Source organism: Cupriavidus sp. FW305-3-2-15-C-LB2 (genome assembly GCF_058787575.1).
The window spans coordinates 26,896-53,638 of sequence record NZ_JBYSZW010000039.1 but is presented as its reverse complement, the minus strand read 5'-3'; the positions used below and the strand labels follow the sequence as shown (position 1 = coordinate 53,638).

Annotated in this window: 27 protein-coding genes; all 27 read right to left on the bottom strand. The window is 64.9% G+C overall.

Annotated elements, in window-relative coordinates:
• Positions 1-41 precede the first annotated feature (41 nt).
• Positions 42-608, bottom strand: coding sequence for an urease accessory protein UreE (gene ureE / locus AC3WRR_RS24755; protein ID WP_010809097.1), 567 nt, complete (start codon positions 606-608; stop codon positions 42-44).
• Positions 609-637: 29 nt separating this feature from the next.
• The gene (gene ureC / locus AC3WRR_RS24750; protein WP_305367557.1) at positions 638-2,356 is read right to left on the bottom strand and encodes an urease subunit alpha; all 1,719 of its coding nucleotides are present in this window, start codon (positions 2,354-2,356) and stop codon (positions 638-640) included.
• Positions 2,353-2,658 (bottom strand): urease subunit beta, encoded by a 306-nt coding sequence (locus tag AC3WRR_RS24745; protein WP_492298369.1) that lies wholly within the window; start codon positions 2,656-2,658, stop codon positions 2,353-2,355. Before AC3WRR_RS24745 ends, ureC begins: the two co-directional genes overlap by 4 nt.
• A gap of 11 nt (positions 2,659-2,669) precedes the next feature.
• Positions 2,670-3,281, bottom strand: coding sequence for a HupE/UreJ family protein (locus AC3WRR_RS24740; protein WP_010809100.1), 612 nt, complete (start codon positions 3,279-3,281; stop codon positions 2,670-2,672).
• A gap of 54 nt (positions 3,282-3,335) precedes the next feature.
• The gene (locus AC3WRR_RS24735) at positions 3,336-3,638 is read right to left on the bottom strand and encodes an urease subunit gamma (protein ID WP_010809101.1); all 303 of its coding nucleotides are present in this window, start codon (positions 3,636-3,638) and stop codon (positions 3,336-3,338) included.
• 44 nt (positions 3,639-3,682) lie between these two features.
• Positions 3,683-4,552, bottom strand: coding sequence for an urease accessory protein UreD (locus AC3WRR_RS24730; protein WP_439671479.1), 870 nt, complete (start codon positions 4,550-4,552; stop codon positions 3,683-3,685).
• Between the two features lie 122 nt (positions 4,553-4,674).
• Positions 4,675-5,367, bottom strand: a complete 693-nt coding sequence (gene urtE, locus AC3WRR_RS24725) for an urea ABC transporter ATP-binding subunit UrtE (RefSeq protein WP_010809103.1) — start codon at positions 5,365-5,367, stop codon at positions 4,675-4,677.
• A gap of 2 nt (positions 5,368-5,369) precedes the next feature.
• The gene (gene urtD / locus AC3WRR_RS24720) at positions 5,370-6,218 is read right to left on the bottom strand and encodes an urea ABC transporter ATP-binding protein UrtD (protein ID WP_010809104.1); all 849 of its coding nucleotides are present in this window, start codon (positions 6,216-6,218) and stop codon (positions 5,370-5,372) included.
• On the bottom strand, positions 6,215-7,420 hold the full coding sequence (urtC, locus tag AC3WRR_RS24715; RefSeq protein WP_011614864.1) for an urea ABC transporter permease subunit UrtC: 1,206 nt from the start codon (positions 7,418-7,420) through the stop codon (positions 6,215-6,217). Before urtC ends, urtD begins: the two co-directional genes overlap by 4 nt.
• Entirely contained in the window at positions 7,420-9,063 is a 1,644-nt protein-coding gene (urtB, locus tag AC3WRR_RS24710) for an urea ABC transporter permease subunit UrtB (RefSeq protein ID WP_492298366.1), read from the bottom strand. Before urtB ends, urtC begins: the two co-directional genes overlap by 1 nt.
• A 151-nt stretch (positions 9,064-9,214) precedes the next feature.
• Positions 9,215-10,471 (bottom strand): urea ABC transporter substrate-binding protein, encoded by a 1,257-nt coding sequence (gene urtA / locus AC3WRR_RS24705; protein ID WP_010809107.1) that lies wholly within the window; start codon positions 10,469-10,471, stop codon positions 9,215-9,217.
• 355 nt (positions 10,472-10,826) lie between these two features.
• Positions 10,827-11,195: a cytochrome o ubiquinol oxidase subunit IV gene (gene cyoD / locus AC3WRR_RS24700; protein WP_010809108.1), complete on the bottom strand. Its 369-nt coding sequence runs from the start codon at positions 11,193-11,195 to the stop codon at positions 10,827-10,829.
• Positions 11,195-11,839 carry a cytochrome o ubiquinol oxidase subunit III gene (cyoC, locus tag AC3WRR_RS24695; protein ID WP_058698665.1) on the bottom strand — a complete coding sequence of 215 codons (645 nt, stop codon included), beginning with the start codon at positions 11,837-11,839 and terminating at the stop codon, positions 11,195-11,197. The genes cyoD and cyoC overlap by 1 nt, the downstream gene beginning before the upstream one ends.
• Before the next feature lie 5 nt (positions 11,840-11,844).
• Positions 11,845-13,818 (bottom strand): cytochrome o ubiquinol oxidase subunit I, encoded by a 1,974-nt coding sequence (gene cyoB / locus AC3WRR_RS24690; protein WP_010809110.1) that lies wholly within the window; start codon positions 13,816-13,818, stop codon positions 11,845-11,847.
• A gap of 8 nt (positions 13,819-13,826) precedes the next feature.
• Positions 13,827-14,792: a ubiquinol oxidase subunit II gene (gene cyoA, locus AC3WRR_RS24685; RefSeq protein ID WP_010809111.1), complete on the bottom strand. Its 966-nt coding sequence runs from the start codon at positions 14,790-14,792 to the stop codon at positions 13,827-13,829.
• Positions 14,793-15,394: 602 nt separating this feature from the next.
• Positions 15,395-15,871 carry a MaoC family dehydratase gene (locus AC3WRR_RS24680; protein WP_010809112.1) on the bottom strand — a complete coding sequence of 159 codons (477 nt, stop codon included), beginning with the start codon at positions 15,869-15,871 and terminating at the stop codon, positions 15,395-15,397.
• 32 nt (positions 15,872-15,903) lie between these two features.
• Positions 15,904-16,347: a MaoC family dehydratase gene (locus AC3WRR_RS24675; RefSeq protein WP_010809113.1), complete on the bottom strand. Its 444-nt coding sequence runs from the start codon at positions 16,345-16,347 to the stop codon at positions 15,904-15,906.
• 166 nt (positions 16,348-16,513) lie between these two features.
• Positions 16,514-17,632, bottom strand: coding sequence for an acyl-CoA dehydrogenase family protein (locus tag AC3WRR_RS24670; RefSeq protein ID WP_010809114.1), 1,119 nt, complete (start codon positions 17,630-17,632; stop codon positions 16,514-16,516).
• 13 nt (positions 17,633-17,645) lie between these two features.
• The gene (locus AC3WRR_RS24665) at positions 17,646-18,848 is read right to left on the bottom strand and encodes an acyl-CoA dehydrogenase family protein (protein ID WP_010809115.1); all 1,203 of its coding nucleotides are present in this window, start codon (positions 18,846-18,848) and stop codon (positions 17,646-17,648) included.
• 95 nt (positions 18,849-18,943) lie between these two features.
• Positions 18,944-19,390 carry a DUF1178 family protein gene (locus AC3WRR_RS24660; RefSeq protein ID WP_492298364.1) on the bottom strand — a complete coding sequence of 149 codons (447 nt, stop codon included), beginning with the start codon at positions 19,388-19,390 and terminating at the stop codon, positions 18,944-18,946.
• A 128-nt stretch (positions 19,391-19,518) separates the two neighbouring features.
• Positions 19,519-20,154 (bottom strand): NUDIX domain-containing protein, encoded by a 636-nt coding sequence (locus tag AC3WRR_RS24655; protein WP_010809117.1) that lies wholly within the window; start codon positions 20,152-20,154, stop codon positions 19,519-19,521.
• 44 nt (positions 20,155-20,198) lie between these two features.
• Positions 20,199-20,507, bottom strand: coding sequence for a DUF2818 family protein (locus AC3WRR_RS24650; protein WP_010809118.1), 309 nt, complete (start codon positions 20,505-20,507; stop codon positions 20,199-20,201).
• Positions 20,508-20,520: 13 nt separating this feature from the next.
• On the bottom strand, positions 20,521-21,996 hold the full coding sequence (gene nuoN, locus AC3WRR_RS24645; RefSeq protein ID WP_439668662.1) for an NADH-quinone oxidoreductase subunit NuoN: 1,476 nt from the start codon (positions 21,994-21,996) through the stop codon (positions 20,521-20,523).
• 18 nt (positions 21,997-22,014) lie between these two features.
• A complete protein-coding gene (locus AC3WRR_RS24640) occupies positions 22,015-23,481 on the bottom strand; it encodes an NADH-quinone oxidoreductase subunit M (protein ID WP_010809120.1) in 1,467 nt (488 codons plus the stop codon).
• Positions 23,482-23,508: 27 nt separating this feature from the next.
• Positions 23,509-25,596, bottom strand: a complete 2,088-nt coding sequence (nuoL, locus tag AC3WRR_RS24635) for an NADH-quinone oxidoreductase subunit L (RefSeq protein ID WP_011614858.1) — start codon at positions 25,594-25,596, stop codon at positions 23,509-23,511.
• Between the two features lie 58 nt (positions 25,597-25,654).
• Complete coding sequence (gene nuoK, locus AC3WRR_RS24630) at positions 25,655-25,960, bottom strand: NADH-quinone oxidoreductase subunit NuoK (RefSeq protein ID WP_010809122.1); 306 nt, start codon at positions 25,958-25,960, stop codon at positions 25,655-25,657.
• A 17-nt stretch (positions 25,961-25,977) separates the two neighbouring features.
• Positions 25,978-26,622: an NADH-quinone oxidoreductase subunit J gene (locus AC3WRR_RS24625; protein ID WP_010809123.1), complete on the bottom strand. Its 645-nt coding sequence runs from the start codon at positions 26,620-26,622 to the stop codon at positions 25,978-25,980.
• Between the last annotated feature and the right edge of the window lie 121 nt (positions 26,623-26,743).

The window sequence follows — 26,743 nt, the reverse complement described above, 5'->3', positions numbered from 1 at the left end:
ATCGGTTGGCATGGTCCGGCACCCACCTTGCAGGGCAAAATTCAGTGCTTATGTCCACACTTCTCGTCATGCACGTGATCGTGCGAGTGCCCATGATGCTCATGAAACACCGCCTGCGCCGCCGCATAGTCCTCCGCAAACGTCGCATCGTGCCCATGCTTGTGCCCGCCGCCATAAGCCCCGGCCTCCGGCTCGAACGGCAGCTCGGCACGTTCGGCGCGCACGCCCAGCCGTTGCAGCATGTCCGCCAGCACCGCGTCATATTCCAGCCGCAGGTAGTCGCGCCCGATCTCCACCGGCGTATGGCGGTTGCCGAGGTGATAGGCCGCGCGCATCAGCGCATGCGGGTCTTCCGCGCGCACTTCCAGCACCGCCTCGGCAGCGGCCTGCACTTCCACGAAGCTGCCGTCTTCGGCCACCAACAGGTCGCCGCCGCGCAGCACGGTGCCGCGCGCCAGGAACAGCGCGGCTTCGTCGCCGTTGTCGAGCACCGCGCGCAGGCGGCTCTTGCTGCGTTCGGCGAAGGGCAGGACCAGCTTGGGCGCGCGGCGCACCAGCACGGGCGCGATGCCGTGCGGGGCGCTCAGGAGTTTGTCGATCTTCAGCATGGGCGATGCGGGGCGCGGGCCCCGGCCAGTCAGAACAGGAAATAGCGCTGCGCCATGGGCAGCTCGGTGGCGGGCTCGCAGGTCAGCAACTGGCCGTCGGCAACGACCTGGTAGGTCTCCGGATCGACCGTGACATGCGGTTGCCAGTCATTGTGCACCATGTCGCGCTTGCTTACCGTGCGCGTGCCGCGCACCGCCGACAGCGTCTTGGCCAGTCCGTAGCGCTCGCCGATGCCGGCCGCCAGCGCCGCCTGCGACACAAAGGTCAGCGACGAACGGTGCAGCGCCCCGCCGGCCGAAGCAAACATCGGCCGGTAGTGCACCGGCTGCGGCGTCGGGATCGACGCATTGGGATCGCCCATCGCGGCCGCGGCAATCATGCCGCCCTTCAGGATCAGGCTGGGCTTGACGCCGAAGAACGCCGGACGCCACAACACCAGGTCGGCCCACTTGCCGACTTCAACCGAGCCCACCTCATGAGCGATGCCATGCGTCAGCGCCGGGTTGATGGTGTACTTGGCGACATAGCGCTTGACGCGGAAGTTGTCGTGCCCGCCGCGCGCATCGTTGGGATCGCCCGGCAGCTTGCCGCGCTGCAGCGCCATCTTGTGCGCGGTCTGCCAGGTGCGGATGATGACCTCGCCGACGCGCCCCATCGCCTGCGAGTCGCTGGAGATCATCGAGAACGCGCCCAGGTCGTGCAGGATGTCTTCGGCGGCGATGGTCTCGCGGCGGATGCGGCTTTCGGCAAAGGCGATGTCCTCGGCAATCGACGGGTCCAGGTGGTGGCACACCATCAGCATGTCGAGGTGCTCGTCCAGCGTGTTGACCGTGTACGGGCGCGTCGGGTTGGTCGACGACGGCAGCACGTTGGCCTCGCCGCACACCTTGATGATATCGGGCGCATGGCCGCCGCCCGCGCCTTCGGTGTGGTACGTATGGATGGTGCGGCCCTTGAACGCGGCGATGGTCGCTTCAACGAAGCCGGCTTCGTTGAGCGTGTCGGTATGGATCGCCACCTGGGTATCGGTCGCGTCCGCCACCGACAGGCAGGTGTCGATCGCCGCCGGCGTGGTGCCCCAGTCCTCGTGCAGCTTCAGGCCGATGGCGCCCGCCTCCACCTGCTCCAGGAGCGGCCCCTGCTGGCTGGCGTTGCCCTTGCCCAGCAGGCCGATATTCATCGGGTAGGCATCGGCTGCCTGCAGCATGCGCTCCATGTACCACGGCCCCGGCGTCACGGTGGTGGCAAAGGTGCCGGTGGCCGGCCCGGTGCCGCCGCCGATCATGGTGGTGACGCCGCTCATCAGCGCCTCTTCGATCTGCTGCGGGCAAATGAAGTGGATATGGCTGTCGATGCCGCCTGCGGTGACGATCATGCCCTCGCCCGCGATCACCTCGGTGCCCGGCCCGACCACGATGGTGACGCCCGGCTGGATATCCGGATTGCCGGCCTTGCCGATCGCCGCGATGCGCCCGCCCTTCAGGCCGATATCGGCCTTGACGATGCCCCAGTGGTCAACGATCAGCGCATTGGTGATGACGGTGTCGACGCAATCGCTGGCCATGCGCTGGCTCTGCCCCATGCCGTCACGGATCACTTTGCCGCCGCCGAACTTCACTTCCTCGCCATAGATGGTGAAGTCTTTCTCGACTTCGATGATGAGCCCGGTATCGGCCAGCCGCAGGCGGTCGCCGGTGGTCGGGCCGAACATCTCGGCATAGGCCTGCCTGGAGATCTTTGCCATCACAGCGCTCCCATGATCTTGCCGTTGAAGCCATAGACGATGCGGTCGCCGTCCAGCGCCACCAGTTCCACCGTGCGCGTCTGACCGGGCTCGAAGCGCACCGCGGTGCCGGCAGCAATATTCAGCCGGAAGCCGCGCGCGGATTCGCGGTCAAAGGCCAGCGCCGCATTGGTCTCGTAGAAATGGAAGTGCGAGCCGACCTGGATCGGCCGGTCGCCGGTATTGGCCACCGTCACGCTGACCGTGGCGCGGCCGGCATTCAGTTCGATCTCGCCGTCGGCGGGCATCAGTTCACCGGGGATCATGGCGATTCTCCTCAGGCCACCAGCAGGCTGGCGCCATACAGCGCCACGCCGGCACCTGCCGCGCGGGCCAGCCAGCCGGCATGGCGGCGCAGCAACGTGCCAGCGCCGATGCCCAGCAGGTGCAGCGCCATGGTGGCGGCCGCAAACCCGCCTACGTATGCGAGTACCGCAGGCAGCGCGCCCGCAGTGGCGGGCAGTTCGGCCCCGTGGGCGTAGCCGTGGAAGATGGCAAAGCCGCCGACCAGCAGCGTACCGGCCCACGCCGGCAGCTTCGCGCGCAGCGCCAGCAGCAACCCGATCACCAGCAACGAGGCCGCGATCATCGGTTCGACTGCGGGCAGCGCCACACCGGACAAGCCGATTGCAGCCCCCACCAGCATCAGCGCCACGAAGGCCAGCGGCAGGCGCAGGGTGTCGGCGGCCGAGCGGGCAATCAATGCGCTCCACACGCCCACCGCCGCCATCGCCAGCAAATGGTCGGCGCCGGTGAAGGGGTGCGCCAGGCCGGCCCACAGGCTGGCGCTGACGGTGGCGGCATCGTGGCCGGGATGCGCCAGCGCGGCGCCGGCGGCAACGGTCAGGGAAGTGCCCAGGGCAAGGCGCAGGCAGGCGGTACGGTTCATGTCGGCTCTCGGGTTGGTCTTGTTATCGCGGTCCAGAATCGGAATCGGTCATGTTCAGACAATGGGATGGTGGACGGTCACCAGCTTGGTGCCATCCGGAAAGGTGGCCTCCACCTGGATCTCGGGGATCATCTCGGCCACGCCATCCATCACGTCCTCGCGGCCCAGCACGGTGGTGCCCTCATGCATCAGCTCGGCCACGGTGCGGCCATCGCGCGCGCCTTCCATGATGGCGGCGGTGATCAGCGCCACCGCTTCCGGGTAGTTCAGCTTCAGCCCGCGTGCCTTGCGCCGCTCGGCCAGCAGCGCGGCGGTGAAGATCAGCAGCTTGTCTTTCTCTCGCGGCGTCAGTTCCATCTCTTGTTCCTGGTTTCTTGTGTTCGGTTGTCTCTGTTGGCGGCCTACGTGGCCCACAGTCGCAGCGGCCGCGCCGCGACACCGTGGATCGGCATGCGCAGCGCCTGCCAGCTGTCGACCATGACGTGGCGCACGGCTTCCATCTGCCGGCCCAGCACGCGCAGCAGCAGCATCGACTGGCCGCTGGCGGCCAGGCAGGTCACGCCGGCGCGCAGCTCCGGCGTATAAGGCAGCTGTTCGGCCAGGGCTTCGGCCAGTTCCTGCGTCGCGCCCTCGCCTACCGCCCACAGCGTGCCCAGCACATTGAGTCCATCGAGGCCGGCCACCGCGGTGCGCAGCGGCGACTCGGCTTCAAGATGCGATTGCTCGATCCACAACGCACGCTCGCCCGTGCCGACGCGGGTATCCAGCCACAGCGCGCCGCGGGTCCACTGCTCGCCGGATGCCTGCCGGCCCAGCACCACAGCATCCCAGCCGATCGCGCTGCCGCCGGGCGCGACGTCGAGCACGGTCGAAATCCGCGCACGGGCGTCGTCGAAGACGATGTTCTCCTGCGGCAGCCAGTCCAGCCGCGCGCCTGCGCCCACCGTCAGGCGCACATGCTGCGCCGCCTCGCGGCCGAGCGACTTGTACCACTTGGTGGCACCCGGCGTGGCCAGCACGGCGTGCGCGCCATCCTCGACCGTCACGTCGATATCCAGGCTGTCGCCGCCTGCCACGCCAGCCGGCGGATGCAGGATCACCGCGTGGCAGATGCCGCCTTCCGGGTACAGCGGCTTCTGTACCAGCAGCGGCCCCTGGTGGCGCCGCTCGGTCAGCGCGGTGCGTTCGCCGCGCTGCGCAAAGCGCAGCCGCAGGGTGGCCTGCCATGCGGCGGGCACGGTGAGCGATGAAGGAAGATCGGGATGGCGCATGGCAAGGACAGCCGGCGGAGGCGCGCGCGCAATGGCGGGAGTTGCAAGCAATCATAGCGCGCTGCCTGGCTTCGCGTAAGCAGCGTATGACCCACAAATCCTGGCGCTGCCGCGCAGCCGCCCTACACGGCGATCAGCTCCCGCACGCCGTCCTGCTCCATGCTGGCGCCGGCACCCCGCGCCACCACTTCGCCGCGGCTCATCACGACATAGTGGTCGGCAATATGCCGCGCGAACTCGTAGTACTGCTCGACCAGCAGCACCGTCATGCCGAACTCGTCGACCAGCAGGCGCAGCGCCCGGCCGATGTCCTGGATGATGGAAGGCTGGATGCCCTCGGTGGGCTCGTCCAGGATCAGCAGGCCCGGCTCGCTCATCAGCGCGCGCCCGATCGCCAGTTGCTGCTGCTGGCCGCCGGACAGGTCGCCGCCGCGGCGCAGGCGCATGGTGCGCAGCACCGGGAACAACTGGTAGATCCGGTCCGGCACGCCGGACGGCCGCGCCCGGCTGGCTGCGCCGATCAGCAGGTTTTCTTCCACCGTCAGCCGCGGGAAGATCTCCCGGCCCTGCGGCACATAGGCCAGCCCGGCGGACACGCGCTCATACGGAGCCTTCTTCTCCAGCGCCTGCCCTTGCCATTGGATGCTGCCGCTGCGCGTGGGCACCACGCCCATCAGGCACTTGAGCAGCGTACTCTTGCCCACGCCGTTGCGGCCCAGCAGCGTGGTCAGCTTGCCGGCGGGCACGTCGAAGCTGACATTGCGCAGGATATGGCTGCCGCCATAGAACTGGTTCAGTGCATTGACCTGCAGCATGCTTATCTTCCCAGGTAGGATTCGATCACGCGCTCATCGCGCTTGACGCTGTCGAGCGTGCCTTCGGCCAGCACGCTGCCCTCGGCCAGCACCGTGACCTGGCCGGCATCGCCCGCGAGCGCGGCGACGAACTCCATGTCGTGCTCGACCACCATCATCGAGCAGCTGCCGCGCAGGCCGTTGAGCAGCGCCGCCAGCTGCATGGTCTCTTCATCGGTCATGCCGGCCACCGGCTCGTCCAGCAACAGCAGCTGCGGCTGCTGCATCAACAGCATGCCGATCTCCAGGCGCTGCTTCTGCCCGTGCGACAGCAGCCCGGCGGGCCGGTAGGCCTCTGCCTCCAGTCCGGTCAGCGCCAGCGTTTCCTCGATGCGGCGATGCCCCTCCGCCGTCAGCCGCGCGCGCAGCGACGACCACCAGCGCTTGTCGGCCTTCATCGCCAGTTCCAGGTTCTCCCACACCGCGTGCTGCTCGAACACCGTGGGCTTCTGGAACTTGCGGCCGATGCCGACCTGCGCGATGCGCGGCTCGGTCATCCGCATCAGGTCGATGGTCTGGCCCAGGAACACGCGCCCGCTGACATTGGCATTGCGCGGCCCGGTCTTGCCGGTGATGACATCCATCATCGTGGTCTTGCCGGCACCGTTGGGACCGATCACGCAGCGCAACTCGCCATGGTCGATCGACAAGGTCAGCTTGTTCAGCGCGCGGAAGCCGTCGAACTGCACCGTCAGGTCTTCCAGGTACAGGATCGGCCCATGCGAGACATCGATGGTGCCGGGCTCGACGATGCGGCCCAGGCCGGTGGCATCGCCGCTTTCGGCCTGGCCGTGCTGGAGTGCGGCGTTCATGCTTCACCTCCCGTGCGGCCTGCCACGGCAGGCGCGGAAACAGGGTCTGCAGCGGCTGATGGTGCGGCCGCGCGCCGCTCGCGCAGCCGGTTCCACAGCCCGGTCACGCCATCGGGCAGGTACAAGGTCACCAGCACGAACATCGCGCCCAGCAGGAACAGCCAGTATTCGGCAAAGTGGGCTGTGAACAGGGTCTTGGCACCATTGACCAGGAACGCGCCGATCACCGGTCCGATCAGCGTGCCGCGCCCGCCCACGGCGACCCACACCGCCATCTCGATCGAATTGCCGGGCGACATCTCGCCGGGGTTGATGATGCCCACCTGCGGCACGTACAGCGCCCCCGCGATGCCGCACAGCACCGCCGAAAAGGTCCACACGAAGAGCTTGTAGCCCAGCGGGTTGTAGCCGGAGAACATCACCCGCATCTCGGCATCGCGCACCGCGGTGACCACGCGCCCGAGCTTGGACGTGACGATGTAGCGGCAGGCGATGAAGCCCGCCAGCAGCGCCAGGAAGGTCAGCACGAACAGCGCCGTGCGCGTCTGCGGCGCCGCAATCGCAAAGCCGGCAATGCGCTTGAAGTCCGTGAAGCCGTTGTTGCCGCCGAAACCGGTCTCGTTGCGGAAGAACAGCAGCATCGCCGCATACGTCATCGCCTGCGTGATGATCGACAGGTACACGCCCTTGATGCGCGAGCGGAAGGCGAAGAAGCCGAACAGCCACGCCAGCACGCCTGGCACCAGCACCACCAGCAGCAGCGCATAGCCGAGGTGCTCGGTGCCGTGCCAGAACCATGGCAGCTCCTTCCAGTCGAGGAACACCATGAAGTCCGGCAGTTCGCTCTTGTACACGCCCTCGCGCCCGATCGATCGCATCAGGTACATGCCCATGGCATAGCCGCCCAGCGCGAAGAACAGCCCGTGGCCCAGGCTCAGGATGCCGCAGTAGCCCCACACCAGGTCCAGCGCGATCGCCGCCAGCGCAAAGCACATGATCTTGCCGACCAGCGTCAGCGCATAAGCCGACAGGTGCAGCGGATGCCCCTCCGGCAACACCAGCGCGCACACCGGCACGCCGATGCCGACGATCACCACCAGCGCCGCAAGCACCAGCCAGCCGCGCGGCGAGAACAGTGCCTGCCGCTCCGGCACCGCTAGCCGGAACGCGGTGGCGGAAGAATTCGATTGGACTCGCTGCATCATGCCTCCGCGCTGCGCCCCTTGAGCGCGAAAAGTCCCTGCGGCCGCTTCTGGATAAACAGCACGATCAGCACCAGGACAAAGATCTTGGCCAGCACCGCGCCGTAGAAGGGCTCGATGAACTTGTTGATGATGCCCAGCCCGAAGGCGCCGACGATGGTGCCGGCCAGCTGCCCGACGCCGCCCAGCACCACCACCATGAACGAATCGATGATGTAGGCCTGGCCCAGGTCGGGGCCGACATTGCCGATCTGCGACAGCGCGCAGCCGCCCAGCCCGGCAATGCCGGCGCCGAAGGCAAAGGCGTAGCTGTCGACCTTCCAGGTGCGCACGCCGACGCAGGCCGCCATGGTGCGGTTCTGCGTGGTGGCGCGCACGAACAGCCCCAGCCGCGTGCGGTTCAGCACCGCCCACGCCACCGCCACCACCGCCAGCGCGAACAGGATGATGACGATGCGGTTGTACGGGATCACCAGGCCCGGCATCCATTCGATGCCGCCGCTCATCCACGCCGGGTTGGCCACTTCCACGTTCTGCGCGCCGAACAGCGTGCGCACCGCCTGCATCAGCAGCAGGCTCACGCCGAAGGTGGCCAGCAGCGTTTCCAGCGGGCGGCCGTACAGGTGGCGCAGCACCAGCCGCTCGAGCACGAAGCCCACCAGCGCGGCGGCCAGGAACGAGGCCGGCAGCGCCGCCGGCAGGTACCAGTCGAACGCACCCGGCGCGTAGGCGCGGAACAGCGACTGCACCACGTAGGTGGCATAGGCGCCGATCATCAGGAATTCACCGTGCGCCATGTTGATGACGCCGATCAGGCCATAGGTGATGGCCAGCCCGAGCGCGGCCAGCAGCAGCACGCTGCCCAGGCTCAGGCCGGCGAACAGGTTGCCGATCAGCTCGGCGCGGCGCTGGTCGCTGCGCAGCGTGTCCAGCGCCTGCTGCGCGGCCAGGCGCACGTCGGCATCGGGCTCGCGGTAGTTGCCGGCGCTGTCGCGCTCCACCAGCGGCGCCAGCTTCTGGCGGCTCTGCGGGTTGCTGTCGCTGCCGAGGATGCGGATGGCTTCAAGCCTCGCGTCATGCGCTGCGGGATCGGCCGGCTCGGCCAGCACCAGGTTGGCCCAGATCACGTCCAGGCTGGTGCGCAGTCCGGCATCGGCCTCGTTCTTGCGCGCGGCTTCGACCGCGGCGCGCGAGGCGCTCTCGGGCTGGTCGCGCAGCGTGGCGATGGCCTGCGCGCGCACCGCGATATCGGGCGACTGCAGCAGCAGGCTGCTGGCGGCGCTGTCGACCAGCGCGCGCAGGCTGTTGTTCAGGGTCAGGGATTCGAGCTCGTCGGCTTTCACCGCGACCGGTTTGCCGGTGACGGCATCGACGGTCTTGTCGCCATCCTGGCGCACCATGCCGACCGACGGCGCATATTGCAGCGCGTCGTCCTGCAAGGCCTTCAGGATCGGGCCGGCCTGTTCCGGCGGGGCCTTGGCCAGCGCGGTCAGCGCCGCGGTCTTGGCATCGAAATCGTCTTCGGCCAGCGGCCTCAGGTCGGCCTGCGTCAGCGCCGCGGCCCACGGCGCAGCCGCCAGCAGCAGCGCCGCCAGCAGGGCGCGCAGCCATGGCAGGATGGAAACGGATAAGGGATTGCGCATAGGTGCTGGCGAGTTGCGGAATGAGTGTTTGGGGAGAAGGCAGGTGTCCATGACGAAGCGAGTACCATCTGGCTGGCAAGCGCCAGCCCTCTCCCCCAGCCCCTCTCCCGCAAGCGGGAGAGGGGAGCCAACCGGCAGCGGGTGGCCCGGCTTACATCACCTTGTCCGGCTTGCCTTCGTTACCCGCGATGAACGGGCTCCACGGCTGCGCGCGCACCGCCTTCGGCGTCTTCCACACCACCGAGAACTGGCCGTCGCCCTTCACTTCGCCGATCATCACCGGCTTGTACAGGTGGTGGTTCTCGCCCATGGTCAGCGTGAAGCCGTCCGGTGCCTTGAAGGTCTGGCCGTACATGGCAGCGCGCACCTTGTTGGTATCGGTGGTGCCGGCCTTCTTCACGGCCTGCGCCCACATATGGATGCCCACGTAGGTGGCTTCCATCGGGTCGTTGGTCACACGCTTGTCGCCGCCGGGCAGGTTGTTGGCCTTGACCCATGCCGCCCACTGCTTGCGAAAGGCGTCGTTCTCGGGGTTCTTGACCGACATGAAGTAGTTCCATGCGGCCAGGTGGCCCACCAGTGGCTTGGTATCGATGCCGCGCAGTTCCTCCTCACCCACCGAGAACGCCACCACCGGCACGTCCTTGGCCTTCAGCCCGGCGTTGCCAAGTTCCTTGTAGAACGGCACGTTGGAGTCGCCGTTGATGGTGGAGATCACCGCGGTCTTGCCGCCCTGCGAGAACTTCTTGATATTGGCGACGATGGTCTGGTAGTCGCTGTGGCCAAACGGGGTGTAGACCTCTTCGATGTCCTTGTCGGCCACGCCCTTGCTCTTCAGGAACGCGCGCAGGATCTTGTTGGTGGTGCGCGGGTAGACGTAGTCCGTGCCCAGCAGGAAGAAGCGCTTGGCGCCGCCGCCTTCCTTGCTCATCAGGTATTCCACCGCCGGAATGGCCTGCTGGTTGGGCGCTGCACCGGTGTAGAAGACGTTCTTCGACATCTCTTCGCCTTCATACTGCACCGGGTAGAACAGCAGCGAGTTCAGCTCTTCGTAGACCGGCAGCACGGATTTGCGCGACACCGAGGTCCAGCAGCCGAAGGTCACCGCGACCTTGTCCTTGGTGATCAGCTGGCGCGCCTTTTCCGCGAACAGCGGCCAGTTCGAGGCGGGATCCACCACCACCGGCTCCAGCTTGCGCCCCAGCACGCCGCCGCTCTTGTTGATCTCGTCGATGGTCATCAGCGCCACGTCCTTCAGCGACGTCTCCGAAATGGCCATGGTGCCGGACAGCGAGTGCAGGATACCGACCTTGATCGGTTCCTTGGACTGCGCCATGGCCAGCGGGCTGGTACCGATCATTGCCGCGGCGGCTATCGCCGACAGCTTCAGCATGTCACGTCGTTGCATTTGCAGCTCCCGTTTATGGTGTTAGTCAGGGACTACGCTCCCCGGGTGATGCTTCTGCAACTAGCGTGCCATGGAGGCAGGCCGCCTGATACCCACCGCACCCCCGGCAGATGGCGTGCTGGCGCGGCGCGCAGGCGCTGCCGCCGCCCGCGATCGCGCATCCGCACCAGAGCAGTGCGGGCGGCGCACGCACCACTCCCGTGCATCTGCGCAATTCCGTGCGGGCGGCATGCGCAAGGCACCAGGCGATGCGCGTCCCCGCACCAAGGCCGGGCACCACGCCCCAAGGCAGGCGACGGGCAAAAAAAACGGGGCCCCTTGCAGGGCCCCGCTCTCGATGCCAGGACGTTGGTCCTTACATCACCATCATGTTGGCATTCAGGTTGTGCATGATCCACAGCGAACCCGCCACCACGATCACCAGGATCAGCGCCGTGAACAGCAGCGCGATCACGTTGCTGCGCTGCTCGGACGACGTGTCCAGGTGCAGGAAGTACTTCAGGTGGACCAGGATCTGGACCGCGGCCATGCCGAGGATGATCCAGAGGATGGTGCCCTTGTCCATGCTGCCGTCCATCACGAGCTTGAACGGGATCACGGTCAGGATCACGGCCAGGATGAAGCCGATTGCGTACGACTTGAAGCTGGCGTGGGTGTCATGACCCGCGTGCGAGTCGTGCGAGTCGTGGGCGCCGTGCGCCGCCGGTGCGTTGTGTTGTGCCATCACAGATGTCCCATCAGGTAGACCACGGTAAACACGCCGATCCAGACCACGTCCAGGAAGTGCCAGAACAGCGACAGGCACATCAGGCGCTTGCTCAGGGTCGGGGTGATGCCCTTCTTCGACAGTTGCCACATCAGCACGATCATCCACAGCATGCCGCTGGCGACGTGCAGGCCGTGGGTGCCGACCAGCGTGAAGAACGACGACAGGAAAGCGCTGCGGCCCGGGCCGGCGCCTTCGGCGATCAGGTGATGGAATTCGTTGATTTCCATCGCCATGAACGCCGCGCCCAGCAGGAACGTGATGCCGAGCCACACCTGCACGCGGCTCAGGCTGCGGTTCTGCAGCGAGATCATCGCCATGCCGTACGTGATCGAGGAGAACAGCAGGATGAAGGTCTCCACCAGCACGTAGTTGAGCTCGAACAGCTCCTTCGCCGACGGGCCGCCTGCCAGTTCGCCGCGCAGCACGGCGAAGGCCGCGAACAGTCCGGCGAAGATGATGCAGTCGCTCATCAGATAGATCCAGAAGCCATACACCGTATTGGCACTGGTATCGTGGTGCGCATGGTCATGGCCATGCGCGTCGGCTTTGGCCGGTGCGCCGGCCTGCGCGGGGATGCGGTCTAGGACTTGAGTCGACATGGTTCTCAGGCTTGCGAAGCAATGCGCTGCAGATGGCGCGTTTCGATCTGCTCGACCTCGGTGGCCGGCACGTAGTAGTCGATATGGTCGTCGTTGCTGCGGTGGATAAACGCCCACACCATGCCCACCAGGCCAACGATGGCCATCCACCAGATATGCCAGGTCAGGGCAAAGCCGAACACCAGGCTGAAGGCGCCGATGATGAAGCCCGCGCCCGTGTTCTTGGGCATGTGGATCTTCTCGTAGCCTTCGGTCGGCAGCGTCTCGCCACGGGCCTTCATGTCGGAGAACGCGTCCAGGTCACGCACCACCGGGGTGTGCGCGAAGTTGTAGAACGGCGGCGGCGACGAGGTGGCCCACTCCAGGGTACGGCCGCCCCACGGGTCGCCGGTCACGTCGGCCAGCTTCTTGCGGTCGCGGATCGACACCACGATCTGCAGCACCTGGAAGAAGATGCCCAGCGCCACGAACACCACGCCCACGACGGCCAGGTACAGCCACGGCGTCCAGGCCGGGTTGTCGGTGTGGTTCAGGCGGCGGGTCATGCCCATCAGGCCCAGCACGTACAGCGGCATGAAGGCGAAGTAGAAGCCGACCAGCCAGCACCAGAAGGCGCACTTGCCCAGGCGCTCGTTCAGCGTGAAGCCGAACGCCTTCGGCCACCAGTAGGTGATGCCGGCCAGGTAGCCGAACAGCACGCCGCCGATGATCACGTTGTGGAAGTGGGCGATCAGGAACAGGCTGTTGTGCAGCACGAAGTCAGCGGCCGGCACGGCCATCAGCACGCCGGTCATGCCGCCGATCACGAAGGTGATCATGAAGCCCAGCGTCCACAGCACCGGCGAGGTCATCTGGACCCGGCCGCGGTACATGGTGAACAGCCAGTTGAAGATCTTCACCCCGGTCGGGATGGAGATGATCATGGTGGTGATGCCGAAGAACGCGTTGACGTTGGCGCCCGAGCCCATCGTGAAGAAGTGGTGCAGCCACACGATGAACGACAGCACCATGATCGCGGCGGTCGCGTACACCATGCCCTTGTAGCCGAACAGCTTCTTGCCCGAGAACGTGGCGATCACTTCAGAGAAGATGCCGAACGCCGGCAGGATCAGGATGTACACCTCGGGGTGGCCCCAGATCCAGATCAGGTTCACGTACATCATGGCGTTGCCGCCACCGTCGTTCGTGAAGAAGTGGGTACCGACGTAGCGGTCCAGGCCCAGCAGCGCCAGGGTCACGGTCAGCACCGGGAAAGCGGCCACGATCAGCACGTTGGTGCACAGCGCGGTCCAGGTGAACACCGGCATGCGCATCAGCGTCATGCCCGGCGCGCGCATGCGCAGGATCGTCACCAGGAAGTTCACGCCGGTCAGCAAGGTGCCCAGGCCCGAGATCTGCAAGCTCCAGAGGTAGTAGTCCACCCCCACACCCGGGCTGAAGTCCAGTCCCGACAGCGGCGGGTAGGCCAGCCAGCCGGTCTTGGCGAATTCACCGACGCCCAGCGAGACATTGACCAGCATGGCGCCCGACACGAACAGCCAGAACGACAGCGTGTTCAGGAACGGGAACGCCACGTCGCGCGCGCCGATCTGCAGCGGCACGACCAGATTCATCAGGCCGGTCATCAGCGGCATGGCCACGAAGAAGATCATGATCACGCCGTGGGCGGTGAAGATCTGGTCGTAATGCTCGGGCGGCAGCACGCCGGTCGCGCCATTGGTGGCGAGCGCCAGCTGGGTGCGCATCATGACCGCGTCGGCGAAGCCGCGCAGCAGCATGATCAGGGCGACCAGGCAGTACATCACGCCGATCTTCTTGTGGTCGACCGAGGTGAACCACTCGTTCCAGAGGTAGCCCCACTTCTTGAAATAGGTGATCGCGCCTAGCAGCGCGGCACCGCCTAGGGCGACGCCGGCCAGAACGACCATGATGATCGGCTCATGAAACGGAATCGCCGACAAACTCAACTTGCCAAACATCATTGCTCCTAGGATTGCGCGCCCAGCGCCTTCACAGGCGTGGTCATCGACAGCTGCTCTTCACCGAGGGTGTTGCGCGACGTGCAGATCGGGCCGCCCTTGAACCCGTCGGCGGCGAGCGCCGTGCCGCTGTGGTCCATGTACTTGTGCAGGATGTTGTGGAAGAGCTTGTCTTCCACCTTGCCGTAGTACGTGACCGGCTCCTTCTCGCTGGGTTGTGCCAGCGTCTTGTAGCCTTCAACCCCCAGTTCGGTGGACGAGGCGCGAACCTTGGCGACCCACTGGTCGAACTCGTAGTTCGACATGGCGACCGCCTTGAACTTCATGCCCGAGAAGCCGCCGCCGCTGTAGTTGGCGGATACGCCGTCGTAAGAGCCGGCTTCGTTGGCGATCAGGTGGAGCTTGGTCTCCATCCCTGCCATGGCGTACACCTGGCTGCCCAGTTGCGGGATGAAGAACGAATTCATGATCGAATCCGAGGTGATCTTGAAGTTCACCGGGGTGTCGACCGGAAAGGCGATCTGGTTGACCGTGGCGATCTTCAGTTCCGGATAGATGAACAGCCACTTCCAGTTCAGCGCCACCACCTCGACGGTGACGGGCTTCTTGCTGGATTCAAGCGGCTTGTACGGGTCCAGGTCGTGCGAGGACTTCCAGGTGATGATGCCCAGCGCAATGATGATCAGGCAGGGGATCAGCCACACCACCACTTCGATCGCCGTGGAGTGCGACCAGTCCGGCTCATAGCGCGCCGAGGTATTGGACGCGCGGTACTTCCAGGCGAACACCAGCGTGAGCACGATCACCGGCAGCACCACCAGCAGCATGAGCCAGGTTGCAATCAGGATGATGTTCTTGATGTCGACGCCGACCTGCCCTTTCGGGTCGAGCAGCGTCATGTTGCAGCCGGCGAGCAGGAGCAGGCCAAGGCAAGGCAGGAACCGCGTCCAACGCGGCAGTATGGGTTTCTTCATGTCACGACTGGTTTGGTTACACCGCGCTTCGGGCAAAAGCGCGGCTAAACCGCCTGATGCTCGCGCAAGAGGCGTGGGGCTGAGGGAAAACCGGAAGGACGTGTCCTTAGCTGGCGTTGCGGTCGGGCGGCGGATCGAACGCCGGGGGACCATGCGGCCTTGCAACGCCATGAACACGGAAGGACAACTGACTGCGTGCGCTGCAGGCCCTGTAGGACCTTGCCGGCGCTGCGGCACCTGGCCGAAACCGCGAACGGTCCCGGCTCAGTACGGCGGCCGGGTAGCGTTGGAATACGAGGTTTTTGCACTTCCCGACGGACTTGCCTTCATGGCAAGCGCGGTTTTCGGCCGGGGAGCGCAACACGTAAAACATCGTGGGCGCGACTGTACCGCAACGCAACATTAGGGGTAAACCCAACGGCACAGAACACACTGTTCAGCAGAACGGACAATCGACGCGCAAATCCGCGAAGCAGCATTTGACCGGCATCAACGTCACAAATCGGTTCCTAAAAATGCAGAAAGCCGCGCATCAGGCGGCCTCCAGGGGTGCGACATGCCTGTGTGGCATATTGTCGCACCGCGTCAAAACTGCGTATCCGTCACCCGTAGCGGCGCGTGATCGACTCGGCGACACAGACCGGACGGTCGCTGCCTTCGCGCTCCACCGTGACTTCCCAGGTCGACTGTGCGCCAACCAGTTCGGGCGACTTCGGCAGCGGATCGAGACGCTCGACCTTCAGCAGCTTGATGCGCGCGCGCAGCTTGCTGCCCACCGGCACGGGTGCCGTGAAGCGCACGCGGTTCAGGCCGTAGTTGACGCCGATCTTCGACGGCATGTGCAGCGCGTTGTGCATGAACTTGGGCAGCAGCGACAGCGTCAGGAAGCCGTGCGCGATCGGGCCGCCATAGGGCGACTCCTTCTTCGCGCGCTCCACGTCGATGTGAATCCACTGGTGGTCGCCGGTGGCATCGGCAAACTGGTTGACCTGCTGCTGGGTCACCTCGATCCAGTCGCTGACCGCGACCTCCTGGCCCTGCAGGCCTTCCAGTTCTTCCAGCGATGCGATGGTACGCATGTTGATAGTCTCCTCGTGACGATAAAGTGTTCTTAAGCGGGGCGGCGGCCGTACATGCCCATGCCCTTGACGGTGCAGACCAGTTCGCCGCGCTGGTTGGTGGCTTCCCACTGGGTGTGGACCACGCCGCGGTCCGGCTTGGACTGCGACGGCCGGCTATCGAGCACATTCAGCACGACGGTGAGCGTGTCGCCGGCGTAGACGGGCTTGAGCCAGCGGATCTCGTCCACGCCAGGCGAGCCCATGCTGGCCGACTTGCCGGTGGTGCTCAGCACCAGCAGCCGCATCATGATCGAGCACGTCATCCAGCCGCTCGAGATCACGCCGCCATAGATGCTCCTGGCAGCGGCTTCCTTGTCGATATGGAACGGCTGCGGATCGTACTGGCGGGCAAAGGCCAGGATCTCTTCCTCGGTGACGAGGTACGAACCCAGTTCGCGGCGGCTGCCGACTTCAAAGTCCTCGAAATACAGCATCGGTTGTCTCTCTGTAGTGATTGGCGCCATGGCACTAAGTTTGCTCAGGCAATGATCGCATGGCCGCCGGGGGCCGGCGTCCGTATTTGCCGAACCCGCCCCTAACGGTCCCCAAAGAAAAAAACCGCGCCTGGACTACAGCGCGGTTTTGATTGGACTGGCAGGATCAGGCAGCTTCCTGGAACCCCGGCTGGGCGGCGAACCTGCCCAGGTGGTGATCCACGTCGCCGAAGGTGGTGTTGATCAGCGTCAGCCGCTTGAACATGTGCGCGGCCGGCAGTTCGTTGGTCACGCCCATGCCGCCGTGGATCTGCACTGCCTCCTGGCCAACCGTGCGCGCTGCCTGCCCCACGCGCGCCTTGGCGGCGGAGACATAGCGGCGGCGCTCTTCCGGCGTTACTTCTTCGAAGCGTGCCGCGGCCAGCAGCGTGATCGAGCGCGACTGCTCGGCGTGGATGAACATCTCCACCATGCGGTGCTGCAGCGCCTGGAAGCGCGCGATCGGCACGCCGAACTGCTGGCGCGTCTTGGCGTATTCCAGCGTGGCGGCATTGAGCGTATCCATCACGCCCACGGCCTCGGCGCACAGCAGCACGGCAGCGTAGTCGGCCACTTGCTCGATCACCGGGAAGGCCTTGCCGGCTTCACCCAGCAGTTGCGCGGGGGCATCCTGGAAGGTGATGTCGGCCGCGCGCAGGTTGTCGATGGTGCGGTAGTCCTTGATGCTGACGCCGGCGCCCCTGGCATCCACCAGGAACAGCGAGATGCCGTCCTGGTCGGCTTCGGCACCGCTGCTGCGGGCCGACACGATCAGCTTGTCGGCCTGGCCGCCGTGCAGCACCACGGTCTTGCGGCCGTTGAGCTTGCCGTCGCGGGCGGTGACGCGCACGTTGTTCAGTTCATAGCGCGCCTGCGGCTCGTTGAAGGCCACGGCCAGCTTCAGTTCGCCGCCGGCGACCTGTTCCAGCAGTGCATCCTGGCCACCGGCCAGGCCCAGGGCGTAGGCGCCCACCACCGTGGCCAGGTACGGCTCCACGATCAGGCCTCGGCCCAGCTCCTGCTGCACCACCATCATGTCCAGGGCCTTGCCCGCGAAACCGCCCTGCGCTTCCGGCACCGGCAGCGCGGTCAGGCCAAGCTCGACCAGCGAGCCCCAGGCGGCGTCGCCATAGCCGGCGGCGCTTTCGTAGTTCTGCTTGCGGGACTCGAAGCCGTAGTCCTTGTCGATGAAACGGCGGACGGCGTCGGCCAGCTGCTTCTGTTCGTCGCTGAGATTGAAGTTCATGTTGCGTGTCTCCTCACAGCCCCAGAATCATCTGGCTGATGATGTTCTTCTGAATTTCGTTGGACCCGCCATAGATGGAGGTCTTGCGATAGTTGAAGTAGTACGCGGCCAGCGGCGCGGCGTCGTCGTAGCCGGTCACGGCGTGCTCGGTCTCGCACTCCAGGTAGGCGGTGTCGAACGGCTGCGCGTACGGGCCGACGGCCTCGACCATCAGCTCGGTCAGCAGCTGCTGGATCTCGGTGCCCTTGATCTTGAGCATCGAGGCCTCGGGTCCGGGGCCCTTGCCTGCCGCTTCGCTCGAGACCACGCGCAGCACGGTGATTTCCAGCGCCATCAGCTCGATTTCCAGCGCGGCCACCTTGGCGCCGAACACCGGGTCTTCCAGCAGCGGCTTGCCGTTCTTCTGCTGCTGGCGCGCCACGCGCTTGAGGAAGCCCAGCTCGCGCTTGGAGTTGCCCACGCGGGCGATCCCGGTGCGCTCGTGGCCCAGCAGGTACTTGGCGTAGGTCCAGCCCTTGTTCTCTTCGCCGACGCGGTTCTCGACCGGCACCTCGACGTTGTCGAAGAAGACTTCGTTCACCTCATGCTCTTCGTCGAGCATGATGATCGGGCGCACGGTGATGCCCGGGGTCTTCATGTCGATCAGCAGGAACGAGATGCCCTCCTGCTTCTTGGCTTCGGGGTCGGTGCGCACCAGGCAGAAGATCATGTCGGCGTGCTGGCCGAGCGTGGTCCAGGTCTTCTGGCCGTTGACGATGTAGTGCTTGCCGTCCGAAGTCAGCTCGGCACGGGTCTTCAGCGAGGCCAGGTCCGAGCCCGAGCCCGGCTCCGAATAGCCCTGGCACCACCAGTCGGTGCAGTCCAGGATGCGCGGCAGGTAGTACGACTTTTGCTCTTCGCTGCCGTACTTCATGATCACCGGCGCGACCATCGCCACGCCGAACGGCAGCACGCCGGGCGCGCCGACGCGGGCGTTCTCTTCATCCCAGATATGGCGCTGGGTGGCGTTCCAGCCGGTGCCGCCGTACTGGACGGGCCAGTGCGGTGCCGACCAGCCCTTGCCGGCCAGGGTCTTGTGCCAGCGCACCAGGTCGTCGCGGTTCGGACGGCGGTGGTTGAGAATCTTGCTGCGGATGTCCGCCGGCAAGTTGGCTTCGAGCCAGCTACGCACTTCCTCGCGGAAGGCGTTGTCGGACGCCGAGTAGTTGAGATCCATGCCCGTCTCCAGTGGTGCCGGCTTGGCGTGGGGCCGCCGGCGGTTTGTTCTGCCTGCACGTCAAGCGCCGACAGCAAACGGGCACAAGACGCAATTCAGTGAGCCGTCTGCTTCAGCGCATCCGGCACCACGAGCGGGAAAGTCTCGATGCCCTCTTCGGCCAGCGCCTGCACCTCCTCCGCCGAGGCCGAACCGCGAATGCCGCGTTCCGGCGCCTCGTCATAGTGCATGCGCCTTGCCTCTTCGGCAAAGCGATCGCCAACATCCTCGGTCTGTGCCAGCACCTGCTTCACTGCCTTCAAATAGAGCGCTTGCAGTGTCACCGGTGCGGCAGCCGGCTGCGCCGGCCTGGCGCTGCCTTCGCGCGCGGTCGCGCCCGACAGGTTCAGGCGCGGCGCGCTGGGCAGCCGCGTCACGGCGTGGTCGCCACAGACCGGGCATTGGACGAGGTCACGCGAGATTTGCGACTGCGCATCTTCTTCCGAGGCAAACCAGCCCTCGAAACCATGGTCATGCGCGCAGCGCAGGTCGAGCACCTTCATGATCTTTCCAGCCCGTCAAAAGCTATATTATCCGCGAATCGAAATTTTGTGAACGGTCGTGCTAAATTTTTTAGAACGACCGTTCGGGAACAACCGCATGGCGCAGAATCCACGCGGCTCACTACTCACTATACGGCGTAATGCGGCAGCGGCTGTTCGCCCGGTTGCCAGGCACCCGAGATCACTTTTTCCAGCCAGAATGCGCCGATGATGGTCTTTACGTCGGTGATGCGGCCGCTGCGGACCCAATCGATCACCTGCCCCACCGGCGTGATGAAGGTCTCGATGAACTCGCCGTCGTCGAGCTGCGCCTCGCCATGCGTCAGGTCGCGCGCCAGGAAGATGTCGATGAACTCGGTGGAATACGAGATAACCGGGTGGATGCGCGTCAGGTAGTCCCAGCGCGCCGCGCTGTAGCCGGTCTCCTCCAGCAGTTCGCGTTCGCCGCAGCGCTGCGCGCCCTCTTCCGGATCAAGCTTGCCGGCGGGGAATTCCAGCATCACTTCGCCGATCGGATAGCGGAACTGGCGCTCCATCAGCACGGTGCCGTCGCTGAACAGCGGGATCATCATCACCGCGCCCGGATGGACTACGTACTCGCGCCCGGTCTGCTTGCCGTCCGGCAGCCTGACGATATCTTGCTTGAGGGTGAGGAACTTGCCGCGATGGACCGTGGCCGAGGCGACGCACACTTCCTTCAGTGCGTCATCGTTCCCGGCGGGTTCAGCGGTAGGCGGGGTGCCGCGTTGGATCTTGTCGGTCATGGACGCTCCGGATCAGGCAGGGCCCGGCGCCGACAAGACCGGCTTCAGGCCGTGCGGTGTTTGACGAGGTATTGCCAGGTGAAGCCCGGGAAGGCAAACACCAGCATCATGCACGCGGTAATGGCATAAAACTGCCAGCCCTGCGGGAAGGCGTTGCCAAGGCTGGCCTCCACCGCAAAGCCGGCGGCGCCCGCCACCGCGAACCATACGATCAGTTCCAGCAGGCGCAGCCACAGCGGCTTGCGCGCCCGCCGCAGCGGGATCAGCACGAACAGGCGCTGGTTCACAAACGGCAGGTTCGCACTGATCAGTGCCAGCAGGATGACAAACCAGCCGCTTGCGGATGCGCTCATGGCGTGTGGCGGATCAGGAACCCAGGGTCGAGCGGATGGCCTGGTAGCACAGGTTCATCAGCGCGGCCGGGAAAATACCCAGCAGGATCACCGCGGCGCCGTTCACGCTCAGCATCGAGCGCAGGCCAAAGGTTGCTTCCAGCTCTTCTTCAGCAGCGGGCGCATCGAAGTACATCAGCTTGACGATACGCAGGTAATAGAACGCGCCGATCAGCGAGAACAGCACGGCCACCACGGCCAGCCAGGTCATGCCCGACTTGACCACCGCATCCAGCACGGCCAGCTTGGCATAGAAGCCCACGGTCGGCGGAATGCCGGCCAGCGAGAACATCATCACCAGCATCAGGAACGCGAACCACGGGTTGCGGCGCGACATGCCCCTCAGGTCTTCCAGGGTCTCGGCCTCGAAACCCTTGTTCGTGCGCAGCAGGATGATGCCGAAAGTGCCCAGCGTGGTCAGCAGGTAGGTCACCGAGTAGAACATCGCCGAGCTGTACGCATCGGCGGCGCCGTCAGCCTTGTTGGCGACCACGCCCGACAGCAGGCCCAGCAGCACGAAGCCCATGTGCGAGATGGTCGAGTACGCCAGCATCCGCTTCAGGTTGCTCTGCACGATGGCGGTCAGGTTGCCGATGGCCAGCGAGATGATCGACAGCACCACCAGCATCATCTGCCAGTCATTGGCCAGCGGCAGCAGGCCTTCCACCAGCACGCGGATAAACAGCGCAAAAGCAGCAACCTTCGGGCCGCCGGCGATCAGCAGCGTCACCGCGGTCGGCGAACCCTGGTAGATATCGGGAATCCACATGTGGAACGGCGCGGCACCCAGCTTGAACGACAGGCCGGCGACGATAAAGACCACGCCAAAGGCCAGCATGGTGGTGTTGACGCGGCCCGACTCGACCACGCGGAACACTTCGCCCAGGTTCAGCGAACCGGTGGCGCCATACATCATCGAGATGCCGTACAGCAGGAAGCCCGAAGCCAGGGCGCCCAGCACGAAGTACTTCATCGCCGATTCCGAGGTCACGCGCGATTCGCGGCGCAGTGCCACCAGTGCGTACGACGACAGCGACAGCAGCTCCAGGCCCAGGTACAGGGTCAGGAAGTTGTTGCCGGTGATCATCACGATCTGGCCGCCCAGCGTGAACAGCGCGAGCTGGTAGAACTCGCCGGCAAACATGTCGCGATCCGCCAGATAGCGGCGCGTGTAGACCAGCGTCACGAACAGGCCGGCAGAGCAGAACGCGGACAGCACGTTTGCCATCGGATCGATCACGACCAGGTTGGCGAACGCGTAGTGCGTCTCGCCGGCGGCGGCATTCAGGCCGAACCAGACGGTCAGCGCCAGCGTGGCCAGCAGCGACAGCGGATATGCCACGCTTTGCTTGCCCTTGCCACGTGCAAGGTCGATCCAGTTGACCGCGCCGATGGCGATCGCCAGGAAAATAATCGGCGCCACGGGGGCGAGTGTCGAGGACGTTTGCATGTTGATTTCTCTCCCCGATTACAGCTTGGACTGTGCCGCGTGGGACAGCAGGTTCACCACGGACGCGTGCATCACGTCGGTAAAGGGCTTCGGGTGCAGGCCCATGTACAGCGTCATGATGGCCAGCAGGCCGAGCATGACGAACTCACGCTTGTTCAGGTCGACCAGCTCGCGCACGTGCTGGTGGACGATGTCGCCGAAGATCACGCGCTTGACCATCCACAGCGAGTAGGCGGCGCCGAAGATCAGGGCGGTGGCGGCCAGCAGGCCGATCCAAAAGTCGAACTTGACCGCGCCCAGGATCACCATGAATTCGCCGACGAAGCCCGAGGTGGCCGGCAGGCCGCAGTTGGCCATCGCGAAGAACACTGCCAGCGCGGCGAACTTGGGCATGGTGTTGACCACGCCGCCGTAGTCGGCGATCTGGCGCGAGTGCACGCGGTCGTACAGCACGCCGATGCAAAGGAACATCGCGCCGGAGATAAAGCCGTGCGAGATCATCTGCACGATGCCGCCTTCCACGCCGATGTCGCTGAAGATGAAGAAGCCCAGCGTGACGAAGCCCATGTGGGCGATCGACGAGTACGCCACCAGCTTCTTCATGTCGGCCTGCACCAGGGCCACCAGGCCGATGTAGATCACCGCGATCAGCGAGATGGTGATGATGAACGGGGCCAGGTAGTGGCTGGCGTCAGGCGCGATCGGCAGCGAGAACCGCAGGAAACCGTAGGCGCCCAGCTTCAGCATGATGGCGGCCAGCACCACCGAACCGCCGGTCGGCGCTTCCACGTGGGCGTCGGGCAGCCAGGTGTGCACCGGCCACATCGGCACCTTGACCGCGAAGGCGACGAAGAAGGCAATGAACAGCGCGATCTGCTCGTTCATCGACAGCTTGGCCTGGTGCCATTGCAGGATGTCGAAGGTACCGGTCTTGTTGTACAGGTACAGCAGCGCGATCAGCGTCAGCAGCGAGCCCGCCAGCGTGTACAGGAAGAACTTGAACGCGGCATAGACGCGGTTCGGGCCGCCCCAGACACCGATGATGATGTACATCGGGATCAGCGTGGCTTCGAAGAACACGTAGAACAGCATGCCGTCCAGCGTGCAGAACACGCCGACCATCAGGCCCGACAGGATCAGGAACGAGGCCATGTATTCGGCCACACGCTCGGTGATCACTTCCCAGGCCGAGATCACCACGATCACCGTGATGAAGGCGGTCAGCACCACGAACCACATCGAGATGCCGTCAACACCCAGCAGGTAGTTGATATTGAAGCGTTCGATCCAGCTCGCCTTTTCGACGAACTGCATGGCCGCGCTGGCGCGGTCGAAGCCGAAGACCAGCGGCAGCGTGACGACAAAGCTGGCGATCGAGCCGAACAGCGACATCCACCGGACAAAGCCAGGGCTGCGGTCCGAGCCGAAGGCCAGGATCAGCAGGCCGAAAAAGACAGGCAGCCAGATTGAGAAAGACAGAACCATTTCTATGTTTTCCTTACTTGGTGCCTATCACTTGGTGCCGATCACGCCCGTGACCGTCAGCGTCAGCAGCACCAGCATGCCGACGATCATCGCGAACGCGTAGTGGTAGATATAGCCCGACTGCAGGTAGCGGCTTGCCGAAGCAAACGAAGCCACCAGGCGCGCCGCGCCGTTGACGAACAGGCCGTCGATCAGGCTCTGGTCGCCGCCCTTCCACAGGCCGGTACCGAGCAGGCGTGCGCCGCGGGCGAACACGGCCTGGTTGATGGCGTCCATGTAGTACTTGTTGTCCAGCAGCTTGTAGAGACCCGAGAAGCGGTTCGCGATGGCTTCAGGGATATCCGGGCGCTTCATATAGAAGAACCAGGACAGCACCACACCGGCGACGGCCAGCCACAGCACGGGCGTGGTCAGCGAGTGGATCGCCATTGCCACCCAGCCGTGGAACGCTTCCTTGAGCTCGGCCATGGCGTGGTGGTTCTCGCCGACGAAGATCACATCCTTGAACGCGATGCCGTTCTTGAAGAAGTTGCCGAACAGCATCGGCTCGATCGCGATCGCACCGACGATCACCGACGGGATCGCCAGCAGCACCAGCGGCAGCGTCACCACCCACGGCGACTCGTGCGGCTTCTCGCCGGCGGCCAGGCCATGGTGGTGGTCGTGCGAGACCTCTTCGTCCTCATGGTCGCCTTCATGATGCTGGTGGGCATGGTTCTGGCCCCAGCGCTCCTTGCCATGGAAGACCAGGAAGTACATGCGGAACGAGTAGAACGCGGTGACGAACACGCCCGCCAGCACGGCGAAGTAGGCAAAGCCCGAACCGGCGATATGCGACTCGGCCACGGCCTCGATGATCGAGTCCTTGGAGTAGAAGCCCGCGAAGAACGGCGTGCCAATCAGCGCCAGCGAACCCACCAGCGAGGTGATCCAGGTGAGCGGCATGTACTTGCGCAGGCCGCCCATGTTGCGGATGTCCTGGTCGTGGTGCATGCCGATGATGACCGAGCCCGCGCCCAGGAACAGCAGTGCCTTGAAGAACGCGTGCGTCATCAGGTGGAACACGGCCACCGAGTATGCCGAAGCGCCCAGCGCCACGGTCATGTAGCCCAGCTGCGACAGGGTCGAGTAAGCGACCACGCGCTTGATGTCATTCTGGATGATGCCCAGGAAGCCCATGAACAGCGCCGTGATGGCACCGATCACCAGCACGAAGGACAGCGCCGTATCCGACAGCTCGAACAGCGGCGACATGCGTGCCACCATGAAGATGCCGGCGGTCACCATCGTTGCCGCGTGGATCAGCGCCGAGATCGGGGTCGGGCCTTCCATCGAGTCAGGCAGCCAGACGTGCAGCGGGAACTGCGCCGACTTGCCCATCGCGCCGATGAACAGGCAGATGCAGGCCACGGTGATCATGAGCCAGTCGGTGCCCGGGAAGATCACGGTCGCCAGCTGGTCGCGCGCGGCGAATACTTCGGTGTAGTTCATGCTGCCGGCATAGGCCAGCAGCAGGCCGATGCCCAGGATAAAGCCGAAGTCGCCGACGCGGTTGACCAGGAACGCCTTCAGGTTGGCGAAGATCGCCGTCGGGCGGGTGTACCAGAAGCCGATCAGCAGGTACGACACCAGGCCCACCGCTTCCCAGCCGAAGAACAGCTGCAGGAAGTTGTTGCTCATCACCAGCATCAGCATCGAGAAGGTGAACAGCGAGATGTAGGCGAAGAAGCGGTTGTAGCCGGGGTCCCCGTCCATGTAGCCGACGGTGTAGATGTGCACCATCAGCGAGACAAAGGTAACCACCACCATCATCATCGCGGTCAGCGAGTCGACCAGGAAGCCGACCTCCATCTTCAGGCTGCCGATGGCCATCCACTCATAGACGGTGCCGTTGTAGCCGGCGCCGTTCATGACGTCGAGCAGCACCATCACCGACAGCACGCAGGCAATGGCCACGCCCAGAATCGTCGAGGTGTGGGCCACCATCCGGCCGCCGCGCGACTCCGAGGAAAACAGGTCAAAGAACTTGGTACCGAACAGGCCGGCGATCGCGGAGCCGACTAGCGGCGCCAGCGGGATCGCAAGCAGCAGGTTGGGGTTGAGCGTGGTTGCCATAGGACGCTTAGTGGTGTGCGGTCGGTGAGTCTTGGGTATCTGCGTAGTGCGCCACGGATCAGCCCTTGAGGGTGTCCATGTCGTCCACGTTGATCGTATCCAGGTTGCGGAACAGCACAACCAGGATGGCGAGACCGATTGCCGACTCGGCGGCGGCCACCGTGAGGATGAAGAAAACGAAAACCTGACCAGCCAGGTCGCCCAGGTAATGCGAGAAGGCGACGAAGTTGATGTTCACCGCAAGCAGCATCAGTTCGATCGCCATCAGCAGCACGATCACGTTCTTGCGGTTCAGGAAGATGCCGACGATGCTGATCGCAAACAGGATCGCACCGAGCACGAGGAAATGAGCGAGAGAGAGCACAGCGATTTCTCCGGGCTTTAGTTCTTATTGGCGGCAGCCGCGGCTTCCGTCTGCTGGGTCTGGCCTTCGGACTGCATCGGCACCAGGCGCACGCGCTCGTCGCGGCGGGTGCGCAGCTGCGCCGACACGTCCTGGGCCTTGACGTCCTTGCGGCGGCGCAGGGTCAGCGCCACGGCGGCGATGATCGCCACCAGCAGGATGATGCCGGCCACTTCGAAGGCGTAGATATAGTCGGTGTAGATCAGCTTGCCGAGCGCGGCGGTGTTCGAGTAGCCCGGGTCCTGCGAACCGTTGGTGGCCACCGGCGTGGTGGTGCCGATAAAGTTGCGCACCAGCACGATCGCCATCTCGGCGATGATCAGCGCGCCCACCACCGAGGCCATCGGCACGTAGGTCCAGAAGTCCCGCCGCAGGTGCTCGATGTCGATGTCGATCATCATCACCACGAACAGGAACAGCACCATCACCGCGCCGACATAGACCAGCACCAGCAGGATGGCGAGGAATTCCGCCTTGAGCAGCATCCAGATCGCCGCCGCCGTGAAGAACGACAGCACGAGGAACAGTGCGGAATGCACCGGGTTCTTCGCAGTGATGACTTTCAGTGCGGAGAGCACCAGCACCAGCGCAAAGACGTAGAAGATGGTGGTCGTGAGTTCCATGGTCCCTATCGGATCCTCTCTGGGCCGTCCGGCACAAGCCACCCCCTCGGGTGGCCCGCTCCTGCGGCATCCTTGCATTGGTCCCTTGCATTGCAGGGACCGCATTCAATTCGGTGGCGGC